This window comes from Burkholderia sp. HI2714 (assembly GCF_002223085.1).
Lineage (GTDB): Bacteria > Pseudomonadota > Gammaproteobacteria > Burkholderiales > Burkholderiaceae > Burkholderia > Burkholderia lata_D.
Window position 1 is genome coordinate 1 of record NZ_NKFM01000032.1, and the last position, 18,632, is coordinate 18,632.

At 69.0% G+C, this 18,632-nt stretch carries 19 protein-coding genes; 5 read left to right on the forward strand and 14 right to left on the reverse strand.

Translation table 11 applies throughout. From position 1 onward, the window contains the following. Positions 1–142: 142 nt before the first annotated feature. The 10 genes from CFB82_RS16835 to flgB form a co-directional block, all read right to left on the reverse strand. Entirely contained in the window at positions 143–898 is a 756-nt protein-coding gene (locus tag CFB82_RS16835) for a flagellar brake protein (RefSeq protein WP_069249066.1), read from the reverse strand. 221 nt (positions 899–1,119) lie between these two features. After that, positions 1,120–2,103 (reverse strand): flagellar assembly peptidoglycan hydrolase FlgJ, encoded by a 984-nt coding sequence (flgJ, locus tag CFB82_RS16840; protein WP_069249067.1) that lies wholly within the window; start codon positions 2,101–2,103, stop codon positions 1,120–1,122. Next, a complete protein-coding gene (locus CFB82_RS16845; protein ID WP_069249386.1) occupies positions 2,104–3,288 on the reverse strand; it encodes a flagellar basal body P-ring protein FlgI in 1,185 nt (394 codons plus the stop codon). 5 nt (positions 3,289–3,293) lie between these two features. Next, on the reverse strand, positions 3,294–3,986 hold the full coding sequence (gene flgH, locus CFB82_RS16850) for a flagellar basal body L-ring protein FlgH (RefSeq protein ID WP_069249068.1): 693 nt from the start codon (positions 3,984–3,986) through the stop codon (positions 3,294–3,296). A gap of 20 nt (positions 3,987–4,006) precedes the next feature. Beyond that, positions 4,007–4,795: a flagellar basal-body rod protein FlgG gene (gene flgG, locus CFB82_RS16855; protein ID WP_069249069.1), complete on the reverse strand. Its 789-nt coding sequence runs from the start codon at positions 4,793–4,795 to the stop codon at positions 4,007–4,009. A 34-nt stretch (positions 4,796–4,829) separates the two neighbouring features. Further along, the gene (gene flgF / locus CFB82_RS16860; RefSeq protein ID WP_069249070.1) at positions 4,830–5,588 is read right to left on the reverse strand and encodes a flagellar basal-body rod protein FlgF; all 759 of its coding nucleotides are present in this window, start codon (positions 5,586–5,588) and stop codon (positions 4,830–4,832) included. 19 nt (positions 5,589–5,607) lie between these two features. Then, positions 5,608–6,849, reverse strand: a complete 1,242-nt coding sequence (flgE, locus tag CFB82_RS16865; RefSeq protein WP_069249071.1) for a flagellar hook protein FlgE — start codon at positions 6,847–6,849, stop codon at positions 5,608–5,610. A 33-nt stretch (positions 6,850–6,882) separates the two neighbouring features. After that, positions 6,883–7,629: a flagellar hook assembly protein FlgD gene (locus CFB82_RS16870; protein ID WP_069249072.1), complete on the reverse strand. Its 747-nt coding sequence runs from the start codon at positions 7,627–7,629 to the stop codon at positions 6,883–6,885. A gap of 53 nt (positions 7,630–7,682) precedes the next feature. Continuing rightward, on the reverse strand, positions 7,683–8,108 hold the full coding sequence (flgC, locus tag CFB82_RS16875; protein ID WP_011353470.1) for a flagellar basal body rod protein FlgC: 426 nt from the start codon (positions 8,106–8,108) through the stop codon (positions 7,683–7,685). 40 nt (positions 8,109–8,148) lie between these two features. Next, a complete protein-coding gene (gene flgB, locus CFB82_RS16880) occupies positions 8,149–8,637 on the reverse strand; it encodes a flagellar basal body rod protein FlgB (protein WP_069249073.1) in 489 nt (162 codons plus the stop codon). A gap of 204 nt (positions 8,638–8,841) precedes the next feature. On the opposite strand from flgB, the gene flgA reads away from it, so the two are divergent. From flgA to CFB82_RS16900, 4 genes are all read left to right on the forward strand, one after another. Then, positions 8,842–10,110, forward strand: a complete 1,269-nt coding sequence (flgA, locus tag CFB82_RS16885; RefSeq protein ID WP_069249074.1) for a flagellar basal body P-ring formation chaperone FlgA — start codon at positions 8,842–8,844, stop codon at positions 10,108–10,110. A 118-nt stretch (positions 10,111–10,228) separates the two neighbouring features. Next, positions 10,229–10,558 carry a flagellar biosynthesis anti-sigma factor FlgM gene (flgM, locus tag CFB82_RS16890; protein ID WP_069249075.1) on the forward strand — a complete coding sequence of 110 codons (330 nt, stop codon included), beginning with the start codon at positions 10,229–10,231 and terminating at the stop codon, positions 10,556–10,558. A 69-nt stretch (positions 10,559–10,627) separates the two neighbouring features. Next, on the forward strand, positions 10,628–11,068 hold the full coding sequence (locus CFB82_RS16895; RefSeq protein ID WP_069249076.1) for a flagella synthesis protein FlgN: 441 nt from the start codon (positions 10,628–10,630) through the stop codon (positions 11,066–11,068). Between the two features lie 234 nt (positions 11,069–11,302). Continuing rightward, positions 11,303–12,586: an SGNH/GDSL hydrolase family protein gene (locus tag CFB82_RS16900; protein ID WP_231937728.1), complete on the forward strand. Its 1,284-nt coding sequence runs from the start codon at positions 11,303–11,305 to the stop codon at positions 12,584–12,586. Between the two features lie 19 nt (positions 12,587–12,605). Here the strand turns inward: CFB82_RS16900 and CFB82_RS16905 are convergent, their stop codons facing one another. Continuing rightward, positions 12,606–14,456 (reverse strand): M24 family metallopeptidase, encoded by a 1,851-nt coding sequence (locus CFB82_RS16905; protein ID WP_069249078.1) that lies wholly within the window; start codon positions 14,454–14,456, stop codon positions 12,606–12,608. 430 nt (positions 14,457–14,886) lie between these two features. Here CFB82_RS16905 and CFB82_RS16910 point away from each other — a divergent pair, with 430 nt between their 5' ends. Further along, positions 14,887–15,672, forward strand: a complete 786-nt coding sequence (locus tag CFB82_RS16910) for a helix-turn-helix domain-containing protein (RefSeq protein WP_069249079.1) — start codon at positions 14,887–14,889, stop codon at positions 15,670–15,672. Positions 15,673–15,711: 39 nt separating this feature from the next. Here CFB82_RS16910 and CFB82_RS16915 read toward each other — a convergent pair whose 3' ends face one another. From CFB82_RS16915 to CFB82_RS16925, 3 genes are read right to left on the reverse strand one after another with little or no spacing between them, the layout of a single operon-like run. Continuing rightward, complete coding sequence (locus CFB82_RS16915) at positions 15,712–16,953, reverse strand: multifunctional CCA addition/repair protein (protein WP_069249080.1); 1,242 nt, start codon at positions 16,951–16,953, stop codon at positions 15,712–15,714. Beyond that, positions 16,950–17,597, reverse strand: a complete 648-nt coding sequence (locus CFB82_RS16920) for a glutathione S-transferase family protein (protein WP_089484661.1) — start codon at positions 17,595–17,597, stop codon at positions 16,950–16,952. Before CFB82_RS16920 ends, CFB82_RS16915 begins: the two co-directional genes overlap by 4 nt. Positions 17,598–17,644: 47 nt before the next feature. Continuing rightward, a complete protein-coding gene (locus tag CFB82_RS16925; protein ID WP_069249082.1) occupies positions 17,645–18,604 on the reverse strand; it encodes a complex I NDUFA9 subunit family protein in 960 nt (319 codons plus the stop codon). Between the last annotated feature and the right edge of the window lie 28 nt (positions 18,605–18,632).

Here is an 18,632-nt window from a genome sequence, read left to right on the forward strand (position 1 = left end):
GATCACCAGCCACCCACCAGACCCGGTGACAACACCCCCCGGATCATGACTGCGACTGGGGGCGGGAATCATGCCGGGTCTGGCTGGCCAAAGCCCCGATTATCGGGGCGTGAAGATAGTAACGGGGCCGGCCGCTTGCGCGTCAGGCCCGCGCGAGCGAGCGGCGCTTCATCTCGAGCTGCGTGATCAGCCGCTGCAGCGTGTTCTCCGCGCTGCCCGGCAGCGACATGTAGCGGAAGCCGAGCTGGTAGCGCCGCGACCCGTTCGGCATCTGCGTCGAACGCTGCGACACGAGCTGCAGGTCGAGCGACAGCTTGCCGTGGCCGGTCAGCGTGAGCTCGACGTCGGGCAGCAGCGTGCCGACCTCGAGCGCCTCGACGCGTTCGTCGGCCGTGCGCAGCCCCACGCCGCCGAGCGACAGGTTGTGCACCTCGAACACGAAGCTTTCGCCGTCCGGCAGCTTGCCGCGGCACAGGAACGGATCGACGATCGGCGCATCGACGCGGAAATATTCGCGGCGCTGGATGCACATCAGCACGTCGGGGAAATCGGCGACGAACGCGGGCAGCCCCTCGTAGCGCGTCTCGCGCGGCGTGCCCGTGGAGAATTCGACGCGCACGCCCTCCGGCGCGGCCGCGAACGTGCAGTGCGACGCGCCGAGGATGCCGGCGTTCTGCTCCGACAGCGCACCCCAGTCGAACGTAAACGTCCGCGCGCCGACATCCACCTCGAGCAGGCGCGTGACGAGCTGGCCGCCCGGGTACTGGACGGTCAGGAAATCGCCGCGATTGACGAGGTTGCGCAGCTGCACGCCGATTTCCAGTGGATTGCGGCGGGCATAGTCGGGCCCGGAGTGGCCTGCATCCAGGCTGGGGTCCGTCGACGTTTCGATATTCATGGCTAGCCGGTCATTCTTGTCATGGGCGCCCGGGGCAACCGGTGCGCAATAAAACCGGGCCAGAACGTGGGCCCGGTCGCAGGTCTCTCACACTTAGCGGCAGTGCTGACCGAAAGTTTAGATCGAATTGGGGATTTTTTTCGCGCAAACGTTGAAACCGCGCGCGGCGGGCTGCCGGGCGCGGTCCAGAGGGGTGCAACAGGCAGTCGCCGACGGGGCCGTCAGCCGATCTGCTGCATGATCGAGATCAGCTTTTTCGCGTAATTCGGGTCGGTCGCGTAGCCGGCCTTCTGCATGCCGTGCGCGAAGCCTTCGACGCTGCGGCTCGCGCTCAGCACGCCCGAGTAGCGCGGATTGTTCTTCAGCAGGTTCGCGTAATCGGTCATCGCGTGCTCGTACGAGTCGTACGCGCGGAATTTCGCGACCACGCGGCGCGGCGTGCCGTTCACGTATTCCGTGGTCAGCGCCGACACCGTGCGGCCGGTCCAGCCCTTGGTCGCCTTGATGCCGAACACGTTGTAGCTCGTCGAGCCATCGGTCGCGCGGATCTCGCGCTTGCCCCAGCCCGATTCGAGCGCGGCCTGGCCGACGATGAAGCGCGCCGGGATGCCGGTCGACGCGCTGGCCGCCTGCGCGGGGCCCGCGAGCCGGTCGACGAACGCGTCGGCGTCCTGCACGCCGCTCGCGCCCTTCAGCGGCGGCGTCAGCGCGCTGCCGGCCGAGTAGCCGCGCGTGCCGGCGAGCCCGCCGTTGTTGGCCGCGTTCGCGTAGGCCTTCGCCATCGCGTTCATCGCGGCGAGACCGCCTTCGTTGCCGGACGCGCCGAAGCCGTCCGCGCCCAGCCCGGCCGCGCCGACGTCGGCCGCCGTTTCGCTGCCCGCGCCCTGCCCCGCATTGCGCAGCAGCTGCTTCATCAGCGCATCGGCCACGCCGATCCCGCGCGTCGACATCTGCTGCGCGAGCTGCTGGTCGAGCATCGACGTGTACATCTTCGACGTATGCGAATCGAACAGCCCGCCGTCGGGCGACGCGTCGCGCATGCTCTTGAGCATCATCTGCGTGAACATCGCGTCGAACTGGCCGGCGACCGCCTTCGCGCCGGCCCGCGGCGATTGCTTCGCCTGCTCGCGCAGGGCGTCGAAACCCTGCACGTCGAGCGCAAAGCGCTGCGTGAGGTCGTTCGCGTTCGGGAGACTGGCTGCCATTTAGATGATCTCCAGGTCGGCGCGCAGCGCGCCGGCGGCCTTCATCGCCTGCAGGATCGACATCAGGTCCGCGGGCGTCGCGCCGAGCGTGTTCAGCGCCTTCACGACGTCGGCGAGATTCGCGCCGGCCGTCACCATTTTCAGCGCGCCGTTGTCCTGCTTCAGCTGGATCTGCGACTGCTGCGCCACCACCGTCTGCCCGTTCGAGAACGGCCCCGGCTGCGACACCACCGGCTGCGTGTTGACGACGACCGACAGGTTGCCGTGCGCGACCGCGCAGCTCTGCAGCGTGACCATCTGGTTCATCACGATCGAGCCGGTGCGCGCGTTCAGGATCACCTTCGCCGCGGCCTTGTCCGGGCTCACGTCGAGGTTCTGCAGCCGCGCCATGAACGCGACCTGCTGCGCCGAATCGGCCGGCGCGGCGAGCTGGATCGTGCGGCCGTCGAGCGCCGTCGCGGTGCCCGGGCCGAAGCTCGAGTTGACCGCGGACACGATCCGCTGCGCGGTGCCGTAGTCCATGTCGTTCAGTTGCAGCTGCAGCACGCCGTTCATCTGCGCGATCGCGTTCGGCACCGAACGCTCGACGATCGCGCCGCCGACGATCCGGCCGGCCGCGAGCTGGTTCACCTGCACGCGGCTGCCGTTCGCGCTGGCGCCGGCGCCGCCGACCGCCATGTTGCCCTGCGCGAGCGCATAGACCTGGCCGTCCGCGCCTTTCAGCGGCGTCAGCAGCAGCGTGCCGCCGCGCAGGCTCTTCGCGTTGCCGAGCGACGACACGGTGACGTCGAGCGCCTCGCCCGGCCGCGCGAACGGCGGCAGCGTGGCGGTCACCATCACGGCCGCGACGTTCTTCAGCTGCATGTTGCTCAGCTGCGACGCGCCGCCGTTGGCCGACCCGTTGTTGATCGAGATGCCGAGGTTCGCGAGCATGTTCGCGAGCGTCTGCGTCGTGAACGGCGTCTGCATCGTCTGGTCGCCCGTGCCGTCGAGGCCGACGACGAGGCCGTAGCCGATCAGCGGGTTGTCGCGCACGCCCTGGATCTGTGCGAGATCCTTCAGGCGTTCCGCGTGCGCGGGCGCCGCGCCGAATACGCACGCCGCGGCCACGGCCGCGAACGCGACGGCGAGCCGCGCGGCGGCATGCGCGCGGGCCGGGAAGCGGGCGAGAAGCGTCTTCTGCATCGTCATCACCACGGCGCGATGTTGAGGAAGAAGCGCTGCAGCCAGCCCATCGTCTCGGCTTCGTTGATGTAGCCCTTCGACGAGTATTCGATCTTCGCGTCGGCGACCTGCGTCGAGTAGACGGAGTTCGCGCCCGAGATCGTGTTCGGGTTCACGACCCCCGAGAAGCGCACGAATTCGTTGCCCTGGTTGATCAGCATCTGCTTCTCGCCGCTGACCACGAGGTTGCCGTTCGGCAGCACGTTGGTGACGGTCACCGTGATCGTGCCGTTGAACGTGTTCGCCGCGCTGGCACCGCCGGTCGCCGCGAACTTGTTGTTGCCGGCGGCCGACAGGTTCGCCTTCGCGAACAGCCCGCCGAGGAAGCCGGCCGTCGGCACGTTGAAGTCGGTGTTGCCCTGCCGGTTCGTGTTCGCCCCCGACGACTTGGTCGCGTTGATGTTCTCCGCGATCATGATCGTCAGGATGTCGCCGACGTTGCGCGGACGCTGATCCTCGAAGAGCGGCCGCCCCGCGTAGCCGGGGTTGTAGATCGAGCCGGGCGCCTGCATCGACATCGGCGTCGGCGGCTGCGCCGTCATCGGCTGCTGGATGATCGGATCGCGTGGAATCTGCGCGCAACCGGCGGCGAACGCCGCCACCGCGACCGCGCATGCGGCGCGGACGGTGGCTGACGGGAGGAGGCGAACCTGCTTCATGGCGACGACGGGTGTTCCGGTTAGCTCTTCATCTGCGTGACGGTCTGCAGCATCTGGTCGGACGTCGTCACGGCCTTGCTGTTGATCTCGTAGGCACGCTGCGTCTGGATCATGTTGACGAGCTCCTGCACGACGTTCACGTTCGACGCTTCGACGTAGTTCTGGTTGAGCGTGCCCGCGCCGTTCAGGCCCGGCTGCGACACGTTCGGCGCGCCCGACGACGTCGTCTCGGAGAACAGGTTCTCGCCGCGCGCTTCGAGGCCGGCCGGGTTGATGAAGGTCGCGACCTGCAGCGAGCCGATCTGCACCGAATTGGTCGAGCCCGCCTGCGTGACCGTCACGACGCCGTCCTTGCCGATGGTCAGCGACGTCGCGTTCTGCGGGATCGTGATCGCCGGCAGGACCTGGTAGCCGCTCGACGTGACGAGCTGGCCCTGCGCGTTGGTCTGGAACGCGCCGTCGCGCGTGTAGGCGTTCGTGCCGTCCGGCATCAGCACCTGGAAGAAGCCGGCGCCGTTGATCGCGACGTCCTTCGCGTTGCCGGTCTGCGTGAGGCCGCCCTGCGTGTACCGGCGCTCGGTCGCGACCTGCTGCACGCCGGTGCCGAGCTGCAGGCCCGACGGCAGTTCCGTCTGCTGCGTCGAGTTCGCGCCCGGCTGGCGGATGGTCTGGTACAGCAGATCCTCGAACACCGCGCGCGACGCCTTGAAGCCGTTCGTGCTGGTGTTCGCGAGGTTGTTCGAAATCACGTCCATCTGCGCTTGCTGCGCGTTCATGCCGGTGGCGGCGATGTAGAGCGAACGGTTCACTTGTCAGTTCTCCTGCGTGGGCTGGCGCGGGCGCTCAGCTGAAATTGAGCAGCTGGTTCGCCGTCTGCTCGTTCTGGTCGGCCGTCTGGATCAGCTTCGACTGCAGCTGGAACGCGCGCGCGTTGTCGATCATCGCGACCATCGCGGTCACCGGGTTGACGTTGCTGCCTTCGAGCGAATTCGGCGTGACGACCACGTTCGGGTCGGCGTCGGCCGGATTGCCGTCGGCGGTACGGAACAGCCCGTCGTTGCCGCGCGTGAGCGTGGCCGGATCGGGGTTCACGAGCTTCATCTGGTCGACGATCGCGACCGCCGTCGGCGGGTCGCCCGGCATCAGCGCGGAAATCGTGCCGTCCTTGCCGATCGTCACTTCCGCGTTCGGCGGCACCGAGATCGGGCCGCCGTTGCCGACCACCGGCAGGTTGCTCGCGGTGACGAGCTGGCCGTTCTCGTCGACATGCAGGTTGCCGGCGCGCGTGTAGCCCTCGCTGCCGTCGGCCGCCTGCACCGCCAGCCAGCCCGCGCCCTGCACGGCGACGTCGAGCGGGTTGCCGGTGCGCGTGATCGGACCCGGCGCGTAGTCGGCGCCGGGCGTCGACGCGAGCACGTAGGTGCGCGTCGTCGTCGGGTCGATGTTGCTGCCGTCGCCGAAATTCATCGGCACCGCGCGATACGTCGCGAGTTGCGCGCGAAAGCCCGTCGTCGACGCGTTCGCGAGGTTGTTCGCGACCACCGCCTGCTGGTCGAGCGACTGCGACGCACCCGTCATCGCCGTGTAGATCAGTCGGTCCATGGCTGCCCGTTATCCGCGCTTACAGGTTGATGAGCGTCTGGTCGACGGTCTGCTGCGTCTTGATCGTCTGCGCGTTCGCCTGGTAGTTGCGCTGCGCGGTGATCAGGTTGACGAGCTGCGACGTGAGGTCGACGTTCGAGTTTTCCAGCGCGCTGCCCTGCAGCTTGCCGTGGTTCGTGCTGCCCGGCGCCGAGATCTGCGGCACGCCCGACGCGGAGCTTTCCGCGTACTGGTTGCCGCCGAGGTTCACCAGCCCGTTCGGGTTGTTGAAGTTCGCGAGCGCGATCTGGCCAAGCACGGCGGTCTGGCCGTTCGAGTAGTTGCCGGTCAGCTTGCCGTCGGTGCCGATCGTATAGGTCGTCAGCGTGCCGCTCGCGTAGCCGTCCTGCGCGAGGTTGTTCACGCCGTTCTTGCCGCCGTACTGCGTCGTGCCGGTCAGGTCGAGCGTGAGGCTCTGCGGCGTCGCCGAGCCGTCGGTGTTCGGCACCGTGAACTGGAACTGGCCGACCGACGTGGTCGGCGTGGCCGGCGTGCCCGTCGTCGTGCTCTTGATCGCGCCCGACGAGTCGAACGTGACCGTGCCGAGATCCGTGGTGGCGCCGCCCTGCACGCCCGCGTACGCTTCCCACGTGCCGGCCGCGGACTTCACGAAGTACATGTTGACCGCCTGCGAACCGCCGAGCGAGTCGTACACCTGGATCGACGTCGAGTAGTTGTAGGTCGTGTTGTCGGTCGCGCTGAACGGCGTCTTGGTCGGCACCGCGTCCTGCGAGTTCAGGTTGAACTGCGCGGCGATCTTGGTCGTCGCGGTCGGCGCGATGTTGGTCGTCGGCGCCTGCAGCGGCACGGTCTGCGCGGTGTTGATCACGCCGCCGCCGTTGGCTGCGTAGCCCATCAGGTTACGGCCTTGCGAATCGACGATGAAGCCGTTCTTGTCGCGCTGGAACGTGCCGTCGCGCGAGTAGGTCGTCACGCCGTTGTTCGACATCTGGAAGAAGCCGTTGCCGTTGATCGCGACGTCGAGCGACGAGCTCGTCGTGTTGATCGTGCCCTGGCCGAAGTTCTGCTGCACCGCGTTCAGCGACGTGCCGATACCGATCTGCGTGTTGGTCGACGTCGCGACCGAGTTCGCGTACATGTCGGCGAACTGCGCGGTGCTCGACTTGAAGCCGACCGTGTTCGCGTTCGCGATGTTGTTGCCGATCACGTCGAGCGCGTTCGATGCACCCGCGAGGCCGCTCAGACCCTGTTGATAACCCATTTCGGTCTCCGTTTCGAGATTGCTCGGTCAGTATCAGTTGGAGGTGGTGCCGCCGCCGGGCGACGACGCGGCGTTCGGGAAAATCGAGGCGACCTGGGTCAGCCCCACGGTCGTGCCGTTCGACAGCACGAGCCCCGCCGTGCCGTCCGCCTGCTTGATCACGCTCTGCACGGTCGACGCCGCGAGCGTCGTGGCCGGCTGCGGCGTGCCGTTGCTGTCGGTGTACGACGCGCTGACGGTGTACTTGCCGTCCGGCAGTGCGTTGCCCGCCGCGTCGGTCGGCGTCCAGTTGAACGGCACGGTGCCGGCCGACTGCGCGCCCGCGTTGATCGTGTTCACCACGGTGCCCGCCGCGTTCTTCACGGTGATCGTCAGGTTCGACACCGAACTCGCGAGCGACACGCCGAACGGCGACGCCGCGCCGCTCTTCACCGCGACCGCATTGCCCGGCGCGAGCACGTTCGTGCCGATCAGCAGCGCGGCCTGCGTCTGCTGGCCGGCCGTGAGCTGCGAAGACAGCGACGTGAGCGACGTGTTCAGCTGCGCGATGCCGCTCACCGTGTTGATCTGCGCGAGCTGCGACGTCATCTGCGAGCTGTCGACCGGGCTGGTCGGGTCCTGGTTCTGCAGCTGCGTGACGAGCAGCTTCAGGAACGTCGCCTGCAGGTCGCTCGCCGACGTGCCGTTGGTCGACGACACTTTGTTGGTGTTCATCGTGTCGGTCGGCAGGTTCGACACGTTGGTGCCGTTGCTGCCGATCGTCGTGCTGGAGGAAGTCATCCTGGGTGGCCTTCTGTCGGAACTGTCGGGTCGGTAAGGTCGGTCGGCGCGGCTTACGAGCCGATCGTCAGCGTCTTGAGCATCAGCGTCTTCGCGGTGTTCAGCGTCTCGACGTTGGCCTGGTACGAGCGCGATGCCGAGATCATGTTCACCATCTCCTGCACCGGATCGACGTTCGGCATCTGCACGTAGCCGTTCGAATCGGCGGCCGGGTTCGACGGGTCGTAGGTCGACTTCATCGGCGACGGGTCGTCCATCACCTTCGTCACGCGCACGCCGCCCACGCCCTGGCCGGACGCGGTGCGCGCGCCGCCGATCGGGTCGGTCGCGAACACGACCTGCTTGGCCTTGTACGGCTTGCCGTCGGGGCCGGTCGCGCTGTCGGCGTTCGCGAGGTTCGACGCGGTGACGTTCAGGCGCTGCGACTGCGCGGACAGCGCCGAGCCGGCGACGCCGAAGATGTTCATCAACGAGGGCATGGAAGCTCCTTTTGCTCGGATTCGGAGGCGGTACGCGCCGTTACTGGTTCGACGTGATCGCGGCGATCATCGCCTTGATCTGCTGGGTCATCACGGTCATCCCGGTCTGGTAGTGCAGCGCGTTGTTCGCGAACTGCACGCGCTCGACGTCGAGATCGACCGTGTTGCCGTCGAGCGACGGCTGCAGCGGCATCCGGTATTGCGCACGGCCGTAGTCGTCCGACGGGCCGCCCGTCGGGATCAGCTTCGCGGTGCCGGCCATGTGGCCCGCCGCCGTCGACACCATCGACATCCCGTTCGTCACGCCGGCCGGCTGTGCCATCGGCAGTTGCGCCGCGTTGCTCGGCGCGAGGCCGCCGCCTGCCTGCTTCAGCGAGCGCGCGAGCGTCGACGCGAAATCGACGTCGCGGGCCTGGTAGCCGGGCGTGTCGGAGTTCGCGATGTTCGACGACAGCAGTTCCTGCCGGTAGGCGCGCACGTCCAGCGCCTGTCGGCCGAACGCGAATTCCGCATCGAGTTTGTCCAGCATGTGTGCGTCTCTCCGTATGAAGCGCTGCACGCCCCTCGCGCCGGATGGCGACGCGAGAGGCTTTTTTCCATGACAGCGATGGTAGGCGCCGGACGCAACCGGCAATCGGGCGAATAACGCGGCAAAGGCCCCCTCTATTCATCGTTTGCGCGACCGCCCCGCTCCCTAGAATGCGAAGCGGAGCAACGGATCGGGGATACGGCGATGACTGGCAGCGCACTTCGCGGAAGGAACGGGCGGCTCACGCACGTCCGGCGTGCGTTTGCGCTCGCCGCGGCGCTGTCGGCGCTGTGGATCGCCGCCCCGGCCGCGCACGCGGACGACGCGATGATCGTGATTCCGGGGCGCGGCGAGACGGCCGAAACCGCGCTCGCGCACGCCAATGCGGCGAGCGGCGGGCAGTTCGGCGGGAATGCGGCGATGGTGCCGGCTTCGGGCCTGGCGCCGGACACGGGTCGTGCCGCGAGCGGCGCGGGTACCGCCGCCGGCGCGTCCGGCACCGGCTACGCGGCGCAACCGGCTGGCACGATGGTCGTGACGACCGTCCCGGCGCCTGCGCCTGCGCCAGCCTCAGCGCTGCGCCCTGCCTATGCAGCCGCCCGCGCGAACGCCGGAACCGGATATGGCGCGGCGCGCGCCGCCGATCCGAACGCGATCGCGACGGTCGTCGCCGGGACGGCAGAACCCACATCGAATTCCGCACGGCCGGCCCCGCAGCCGGCCATGGCCGCACGCCTGGCGGCGGCCCGTGCCGCATCCGCCGCGCCGGCGCCGCGCGCCGTCCCGGTTTCCGCGAACCCGGCCCCGGCGGCCAATGCCGCCAACGCGGCCCAACCCGCGACGCCGCCCGGCCAGCAGGATCCCGAGTCGATCCGCCGCACGGCCCTCACGTTCCTGCAGCAGCAGGTCGCGGGCCTGCCCGGCAAGACCACCACGACGGTCACGACCGCGTTTCCGCGCGGGCTCGCCGCGTGCACGACGCTCGAACCGTTCATGCCGACCGGCGCGCGCCTGTGGGGCCGCACGACGGTCGGCGTGCGCTGCGCGGGCGAGCGGCCGTGGACCGTCTACCTGCAGGCGAAAGTCACCGTGCAGGCCACCTACTACGTCGCCGCGCGCCAGATCGCGCCCGGCGAGCCGCTTTCCGCGGCCGACCTGGTCGCCCGCGACGGCGACCTGACGGTGCTGCCGCTCGCGGTGATCACCGATCCGGCGCAGGCGATCGGCGCGACCGCGCTCGCGCGCATCTCGGCCGGGCTGCCGCTGCGGCAGGACCTGCTGAAGAGCGCGGCGTCGGTGTCGGCCGGCCAGACGGTGCGGGTCGTCGCGGCCGGGCCCGGTTTCACGATTTCGGCCGAGGGCAGCGCACTGGCGAATGCGGCGCCCGGCCAGTCGGTACGGGTGCGGATGGCGGCGGGCCAGATCGTCACGGCGATCGTCAAGGACGCCGGTACCGTGGAAATTCCGCTATAGGGACGGATCTCGCGGCAAGAATGTAAAGAATTGTTTATTCGGGCCATTTCGGGCTCGCGATGCTAAAGTTCGGGCCGACCCGGCCGTTATCTGGGTCAAACCGAACAGGAAACCCATCGTGAAGATCGATTCCACTCCGAACCCGAGCCCCCTGGCGCCGACCGGCAACGGCGCGACCCGTGCGCAATCCGGCACGGCCTCGTCTTCGTCCGCGCAGGCGGCCGATGCGGGGTCGACCGGCGGTGACATGAGCGTGAACCTGTCGGGTCTGTCCGGCCGGTTGCGCTCGGTATCCGCGTCCGGCAACGGCGATATCGACACGGGTCTGGTCCAGTCGATCAAGGACGCGCTGAACAACGGCACGCTGACGATCGACGCGAACAAGATCGCCGACGGCGTATTGAATACCGCCCGAGAGCTGCTGCAGCAGCAGCGCCCGGGCAACTGAAGCGGGCCTCGCGAGGCCCGCCCCCCGGTTTGCCGGCGCTACCCGCGCCGGCGCGACGAGCATGACGCGATGAGAGAAGAGCTGCTGGCCACGGTCAACGACGAACACGCGACGGTCGAGGCGTTCGCGTCCCTGCTCGCGTACGAGGAAAAGGCGCTGACGATGGCGCAGCCGCTCGAGATGCTGCCGGGGATCGTCGAGAAGAAAAGCGAGCTGATCGACCGGCTCGCGCAGCTCGAACGCACGCGCGATACGCAGCTTTCCGCACTCGGCTTTCCGGCCGGCAAGAAGGGGATGGACCAGGCCGCCGAGCGCGATGCCCGCCTCGCCGGCCGCTGGCAGTTGCTGCAGCAGTCCGCCGAACGCGCGCGCCAGGCCAATGCGAACAACGGGATGCTGATCCGGATCCGGATGGACTACAACGAGCGCGCGCTCGCGGTACTGCGCTCGGCGCCCGCGCCGGCCGGCGTCTACGGCCCCGACGGGCGCGTGTCGGCCCTCACGCGCTGAAGCACTGACTGACCGGCGGCAGCGCCGCCACCGTACTTCCCCCGCCGTTCGCGGCACGTCACGTTTCGACAGACCGGGCCCGAGCCCGGCACCCACGGTCCCTTCCGATACACGGTCGCGCAGCCGCGCGCCGTCCCGTCACAACAATCAGAAGAGGGCCGCATGCCATATTTCCGCATTCCGTTTTCATCCCGCGTCGCTGCCGTTTCCGCTGTCGCCACGCTGGGCGCCGCCTTGACGCTCCCCGCCGCGCAGGCCGCCGGCCCCGCGCCGCTGCCCACGCCGACGGGCGACATGGCGCTGTCGCCGGCCGGCCCCGACATCGTGCCGCCGGCCGCATCGAGTGCGCCGGGCGCCACGCCGCGCGCGTCCCGCCGCGGGTCCGACACCTACACGTACCTGCGCTGCTGGTACCGGATCGACGCGGACCCGCTGAAGCCGGCCGCGACCTACGAATGGGCACTCAACCCCGCCGGCGGCGACTGGTATCGCGTGTCCGGCTACTGGTGGGCGGACGGCATCACGCAGTGGAAGAACATGTTCTACAGCACGACGACGCAGGACACGCTCGCCGACGTGTGCCGCAAGACGCTGGCCGCGAAAGGCATCAGGACCGACCTCGTGCAGGCGGTTGCGGCGAACAACGCGCTGTCGTTCAACTACACGGTGTGGACCATCGACGCCGCGCAGCAGGACGCGCGCGTCAACAAGCTGATCGTGTTCGGCGACAGCCTGTCCGACACGCAGAACATGTTCAATGCAAGCCAGTGGAAGCTGCCGAACGGCACGAGCTGGCAGGCGGGCCGCTTCAGCAACGGCCCGGTGTGGGCCGAATATCTCGCGAACGCGCTGCGGCTGCCGTTCTACAACTGGGCGATCGGCGGCGCGGCGACCGACCAGTACCTCGTCGTGCCGGGCCTCGTGCAGCAGATCGACTCGTGGCGCGAATACATGGATCGCGCGCCGGACTACCGGCCCGCCAACACGCTGTTCGCGGTGTTCGCGGGCGGCAACGATCTGGTGAACTACGGGCGCTCGCCCGAGCAGGCGGCGAATGCGGTGCGCGACAGCCTCGAGCGGCTCGCCGCGGCCGGCGCGACGCGGATCATGCTCGTCACGCTGCCGGACGTGTCGCGCGCGCCGGTGTTCGCGACCCGCACCGACACTGCGAGCGTCGCCGCGCAGGTGAAGGACTACAACCAGCGCCTCGCGGACGCGGCCGCCGCGCTGCGCGCCCGCTACGGCGCGACGCTGCGGCTCGAGGTATTCGATGCGTACGCGCTGTTCGACGACCTGCTGAGCCACCCGGCCCAGTACGGCTTCGACGACGCGAAGCGTTCATGTCTCGACATCCCGAAACCGTCGTCGCTCACCTACATGGCCGCGCAGACGCCGCGTACGGACTGCCGCGATCCGGCGCGCTTCGTGTTCTGGGACACGCTGCACCCGACCACGCGCACGCACGCATGGCTCGCCGAGCGGATCGCGCCGTTCGTGCGCGCACGCCTGCTGAACTGAGCGGCGCGGGCGGCGGCGCCTACAGCAGCGGACACGCGGTGACCTGCGTGCCGCGCTGCACGCACAGCCGTTCGTAGTCGCGCAGGTACGCGCGCTCGTCGTCGTCCAGCAGGTCGAGATCGATCAGGTCCCAGTCGTAGCCGACCGTCACGATGTTCTCGAACGTGACGGTGTCCGGCTGCGCGTCGTCCCGGTGGATGATCACGATGTTCTCGATCCGCACGCCGCCCTTGCCCGGCACGTAGATGCCCGGCTCGACCGAAATCACCGCATTCGGCACGAGCCCGTACTGCGCGCCCGGCGCGAACCGCACGCCGCCCTCGTGCACGTGAATCCCGACGCCGTGCCCGGTGCCGTGGCCGAAATCGTAGCCGTGGTCGCGGCACACCTGTCGCACGAGCGCATCGACGTCGCCGCCCTTTGCGTCGCTCGGGAAGCGCGTGACGAGCCCCTTGATGCAGGCCTTCAGCGCGACCGTGTAGATCTCGCGCTGCCACGGCTGCGCGACCGTTTCCGGCCGGGTCCGGCGCAGCACCACGCGGGTGCAGTCCGTCGCGAAGCCCGCTTCGTAGTACGCGCCGCTGTCGAGCAGCACGAGTTCGCCTTCCGTCAGCTCGACGTCGGCGCTCGCCGCCGTGTAATGCGCGAACGCGCTGTTCGCGCCGTTCGCCGCGATCGACGGAAACGTCAGCGCCACCGCCGAGCGTGCGCCGTACGCGTCGTTGATCGTGCGCGCCAGGTCGTATTCGGTGTGGCGCGTGCCCGGCTCGCCGGCCTTCGCCCAGCGCATCGTCTCGGCGATCGCCGCGGAGCTGCGCGCGAACGCGTCGCGGAACCGGTCGAGCACCGCCGGCGTCTTGCCGGCCCGCATCGCCTCGACCGGGTTGAAGTCGGCCTGCCGCGCGTGCGGCCACACCCGCTTCACCGCGTCGACGAGCGCGCAGTTCACCGATTCGAAGCCGTAGCACACGTGCTCGACGTCGAACTGCGCGAGAAAGCGCTCGAGCGCCGCGACATCGCGCCGGATCACGTGCAGCGCCGGATACGACGCGAGCGTGACCTCGCAGCGGTCGCAGCCTTCCGGCAGGAACAACGCCACCTGGCCGCCGACCGCGAACAGGAAGCCGAGGTGCGACGACGCATTCGGGATGTGATAGCCGCGGCTGTTCAGCAGGTACGCGAGGTCATCCGACGCGCAGGTGAAGAACGCGGTCTTGCCGTCCGGCGCGCCGGTATGCGCGGCGAGCTGGCGGTTCAGCGTGTCGAGGTTTTGCGCGACGCTCAGGCCGGTCGCCGATTCCGGCACTTCGAAGATCGGCCGCTCGACGACCCAGCCCGGCAAGTCGATCGCGCGATCGATCTCCCGGTCGACGAGGCTCGTCCAGTCGAGCGACGCGGCCTGCGTCCGTTCGAACAGTCGATCGCGCTGCGCGACGCTGATCCGCCGCGCGTCGTAGCCGACCCGTGCGAGCTGGCTGCCGTGCGCGACCAGCCAGTCGGCCATCGCCTGCCAGATCGTCACGGTCATCCCGAGCTTCTCGATGCGCACGCGCGCCGGATCGCACTGCTGCTCGGCCTGCAGGTGATAGCGGCCGTCGACGAACAGCACGAACGGGGGCAGATCGAGCGCCTGCGCGGTCGCCGCGCTCAGGAAGATCCCGCAGCCGGCCGAGCCGTCGAAACCCGACACCGCGTAGCGCGGATTGTTGGCGAGCGGCAGGTACTCGGTCACGTATTCGTCCTGCGACGTGACCAGCACCGCGTCGAGCCGCGCGGCATCGAGCAGGCGCGACAGGCCCGCCTGCGTGTCGACGACGGATGCGTCGTACGGGGGAAGGCCGGAGAAGCTGTATTTCAGTCGATCGATCATCGGAAGCCCGTTATGCATTGTTGTCGGCGGCCGGCGGTGACGCGGCGGGGTGCAGGCCCGAGGCAGGCCTGATGCGGCACGGCGCCGCTGCAGGTGGACGTTCGGCCCGGCGCGGCACGGCGCCGGACCGCCGTGCCGTTCCGGCAGCAGTCCTTGAAAAAATTTTCGTCTCACTTAACTTTTTTTGATACGAGCGACAGAATCTAGAGCACACCGAAATTGAGGTCAAGCTGAAATTTTCGTAGGGCTAAAATCGGCACGGCGCCTGCGCAGCCCGGCACAACGAGCATTCGTCCGGCAACGCTGCGCGGTACAATTCGCCGGCATCGCCGTCCCGACGGCCGTGCTTCGTGCGGTGCGCGGAAATCACCGTCCGGCGACTGCACCGCCCGTCCGCTCGCCTCCCGACTCGTTGTCACGAAAGAGATTCATGGATTCAGACATCATGCGTATCGGCCAGCGCATTCGCCGCCTGCGCCGGGACGCGAAGAAGACGCTGCTGGAAGTCGCGACCGAAGCGAAACTGTCGGTCGGGTTCCTGTCCCAGGTCGAGCGCCACCTCACGGGCATCTCGCTGTCGTCGCTCGTCAACGTCGCGAAGGCACTCGGCGTGCCGCTCGGCGCGCTGATCGACCAGCCGCGCCAGACCCAGCCCGATTCGTACGAGGGCCGCCGCAAGCCGTACGCGCTCGACGCCAGGTCGCAGTGGTACGAACGCCTCTCCACCACGTTCGACGGCAGCCAGATCAACGCGCTCAAGGTGCAGATGATGGAAGGCTACCGCTCGGAATGGGTCGCGCACGGCGGCGACGAATTCGTGTACGTGCTGGCCGGCCGGATCTGCTACACGGTCGGCAAGAAGGATTACCCGCTGTCGCCCGGCGACTCGCTGCACTTCGACGCGCGCAAGCGGCATCGGGTCGCCAACGTGGGCGACGGGCCGGCCGAGGTGATCACGGTCGGCACGCTGCCGCTGTTCGACGACCGTGGCGCCGGGTTCGTGTCGGCGACGATGGACGTCGGGAAACCGGGCCCCGCCGCGCGTGTGACGCCGGGCAAGCCGCGCGTGAGCCGCCGCGGGCCGTCGCCCAAGCGGGCGGAGCGCGATCGCGACGCCGGCGCGGCGGGAAAGGAAAAGAAGGCCGCGGCCAAGCCGCGCGCATCCGCCGGCAAACGCCCGGCGGCCGCGAAGCCGGCGCGCAAGAAGAAGTCGTAACGATTGCCGGGAGGGCGACGCACGCCCTTCCCGCCGGCCCTATTCCCCGATCTCGAGCGCCTGCGCGACGGCCTCGATCCGTGCGCGATGCACGGCGTCCTTGATCTTCTCCGTATCGTTGCCGATGCCGCGCGCGATTGCGCCGGCATCGACGCTGCGCGCGGCCGCGAGCGCGACGCGCAGCCGCTCGGCCTGCGGATACGGCTGCGCGTCGAGCCCGAGCCGCCCGCGCGCATCCGATTCGCACGCCTGCAGCATCTCGGCGAAACGCGCCGGCTTGCGCAGCGCGTCGCTGCGCTCGAACAGCCGCACCAGCGCGGCCGCGCCCATCTCCATCACGCGATGCAGGTTGCCGTGCTCGCGCGCGACGACCAGCGCGAGATCGCGGCATTCGTTCGGCACGCGCAGCCGCTCGCACAACGGCTTGAGCAGGTCGACGCTGCGCCCCTCGTGGCCGACGTGGCGCGGCAGCACGTCGGCCGGTGTCGTCGCCTTGCCGAGATCGTGCGTGAGCGCCGCGAAGCGCACCGGCAGCGAATAACCCTGCTTCGCCGCATAGTCGACGACCATCATCACGTGCACGCCCGTGTCGACTTCCGGGTGGTAGTCGGCACGCTGCGGCACGCCCCACAACGCCTCGACTTCGGGCAGGATGCGCGCGAGCGCGCCGCACTCGCGCAGCACCGCGAACATCCGCGACGGCTTCGCTTCCATCAGCCCGCGCGCGATTTCCTGCCACACGCGTTCGGGCACGAGCGCGTCGACCTCGCCCGCGTCGACCATCCGCCGCATCAGCGCGAGCGTTTCGTCCGCGACCGTGAAATCCGCGAACCGCGCGGCGAAGCGCGCGATGCGCAGGGTCCGCACCGGATCCTCGACGAACGCGTCGCTCACGTGCCGGAACACGCGCGCGCGCAGGTCGGCCTGCCCGTCGAACGGATCGATCACCGGCCCGACCAGGTCGCCCTCCGGGCTCACCTCGCGCGCCATCGCGTTGATCGTCAGGTCGCGCCGCGCGAGATCCTCGTCGAGCGTCACGTCCGGCGCGTAATGGAACTGGAAGCCGTGATAGCCGGCCGCCGTCTTGCGCTCGGTGCGCGCCAGCGCGTACTCCTCCTGCGTGCGCGGATGCAGGAATACCGGGAAATCCTTGCCGACCGGCCGGAAGCCCTGCGCGGCCATCTGCTCGGGGGTCGCGCCCACCACCACGTAGTCGCGGTCCTGCACGGGCACGCCGAGCAGTTCGTCGCGGATGGCGCCGCCTACTGCGTAGATGTTCATGGCTGAGGCTCGTATTCGGCGATCACGTTCGTTTCGCGGCGCGCGGCGTCGATCCAGCGCTGGACGGCCGGCAGCGCCGTCACGCGGGCCGCATAGCCGGCCGCTTCCGGCGACAGGCCCGGCGCATACGTGTTGAAGCGCATCACGACGGGCGCGTACATCGCATCGGCAATGCCGAATTCGCCGAACAGGAACGGCCCGCCCGACGCCTCGAGACACTCATTCCACAGCGCATCGATGCGCGCGACATCGGCGAGCGCGTCGGGGGTCGCGCCGCGCCCCGGCATCGACGCGCGCACGTTCATGCCCATCTGCGTGCGCAGCGCCGCGAAGCCCGAATGCATCTCGGCCGCGACGCAGCGCGCATGCGCACGCTCGAGCGGATCGGCCGGCCACATCGGAAACTGCGGATAGCGTTCGGCGAGCGTCTCGGCGATCGCGAGCGAATCCCAGATCGCGACACCTTGGTCGTCGACCAGGCACGGGACCTTGCCGGACGGCGAATACTCGCGGATGCGCGCGGCCGTGTCGTCGCGGCGCAGCTCGATCGCGATCTCGTCGAACGGGATGCCGAAATGCGCGAGCAGCAGCCACGGGCGCATCGACCACGACGAGTAGTTCTTGTCTCCAATGACGAGTTTCATGACGGTGTTCCGGAAAACGCGAAGGTGGAAAGGATGACGCTGCCGGCCTAGCGGCGCGAGCGGAACCAGTCGAACCGGGAGCGCTGCGCGGCATGGCCGAGATACGCGGGCGCGATGCTTTCGAGACTCGCGGGCGAGATCCCGAGCTCCGGCGCGAGCGGCCCCGACAGCACGTTCGGCACCGACATCGTCGCGAGATTGTCGCGCGTCAGCACGGGCTCGCCGGGCAGACATTCGAACACGGTCGCCTGCAGCCGCGCGAGCGCGTCGGGCAGCCGCACGATGCGGGCCTGCCGGCCGACCAGCGTGCCGCAATAGCGCACCAGCTCCTCGAGCGTGTAGACGGTCGGGCCGCCGAGTTCGTAGGTCTTGCCGTGTGCGGCCGCGAGATCGAGCGTGTTGACGAACGCGCGCACGACATCGCCGACGAACACCGGCTGGAAGCGTGCGTCGGGCATCGCGAGCGGCAGCACGGGCACCGAGCGCTGCAGGTTCGCGAACGTGTTGAGGAACGCATCGCCGGGGCCGAATACGACCGACGGGCGGAAGATCGTCAGCGCGAGCGAATCGGTCGCCGCGATCGCATGCAGCGCGGCCTCGCCGTCGCCCTTCGAGCGCTGGTACATGCTCGCGCCGTGCGAATCGGCGCCGAGCGCGCTCATGTGCAGCACGCGCTGCACGCCCACTTCCGTGCAGGCGGTCGCGAGCGCGGCCGGCAGCGTGACGTGCGCGCGCTCGAAACCGGGCCCGTACGGCGTGCCGCGGCCGCCGTGCAGCACACCGACGAGGTTGATCGCCGCGTGCGCACCGGCGACGAAGCGCGCGAGCGTGCGCGTGTCGAGCGCTTCGAGCTCGACGATTTCGACGGGCAGCATCTGCAGGTGGCGCGCGTGGTCGCGCCGGCGTGTGCCGATCCGTACCTGCTTGCCGGATTCGATCAGCGCATTGACGAGCCGGCTGCCGATGAAGCCGGTGCCGCCCAGCAGCGCAACGGTCTGGCTATCCATGTCGTGAGCCTCAAAAGAACACTGCCGC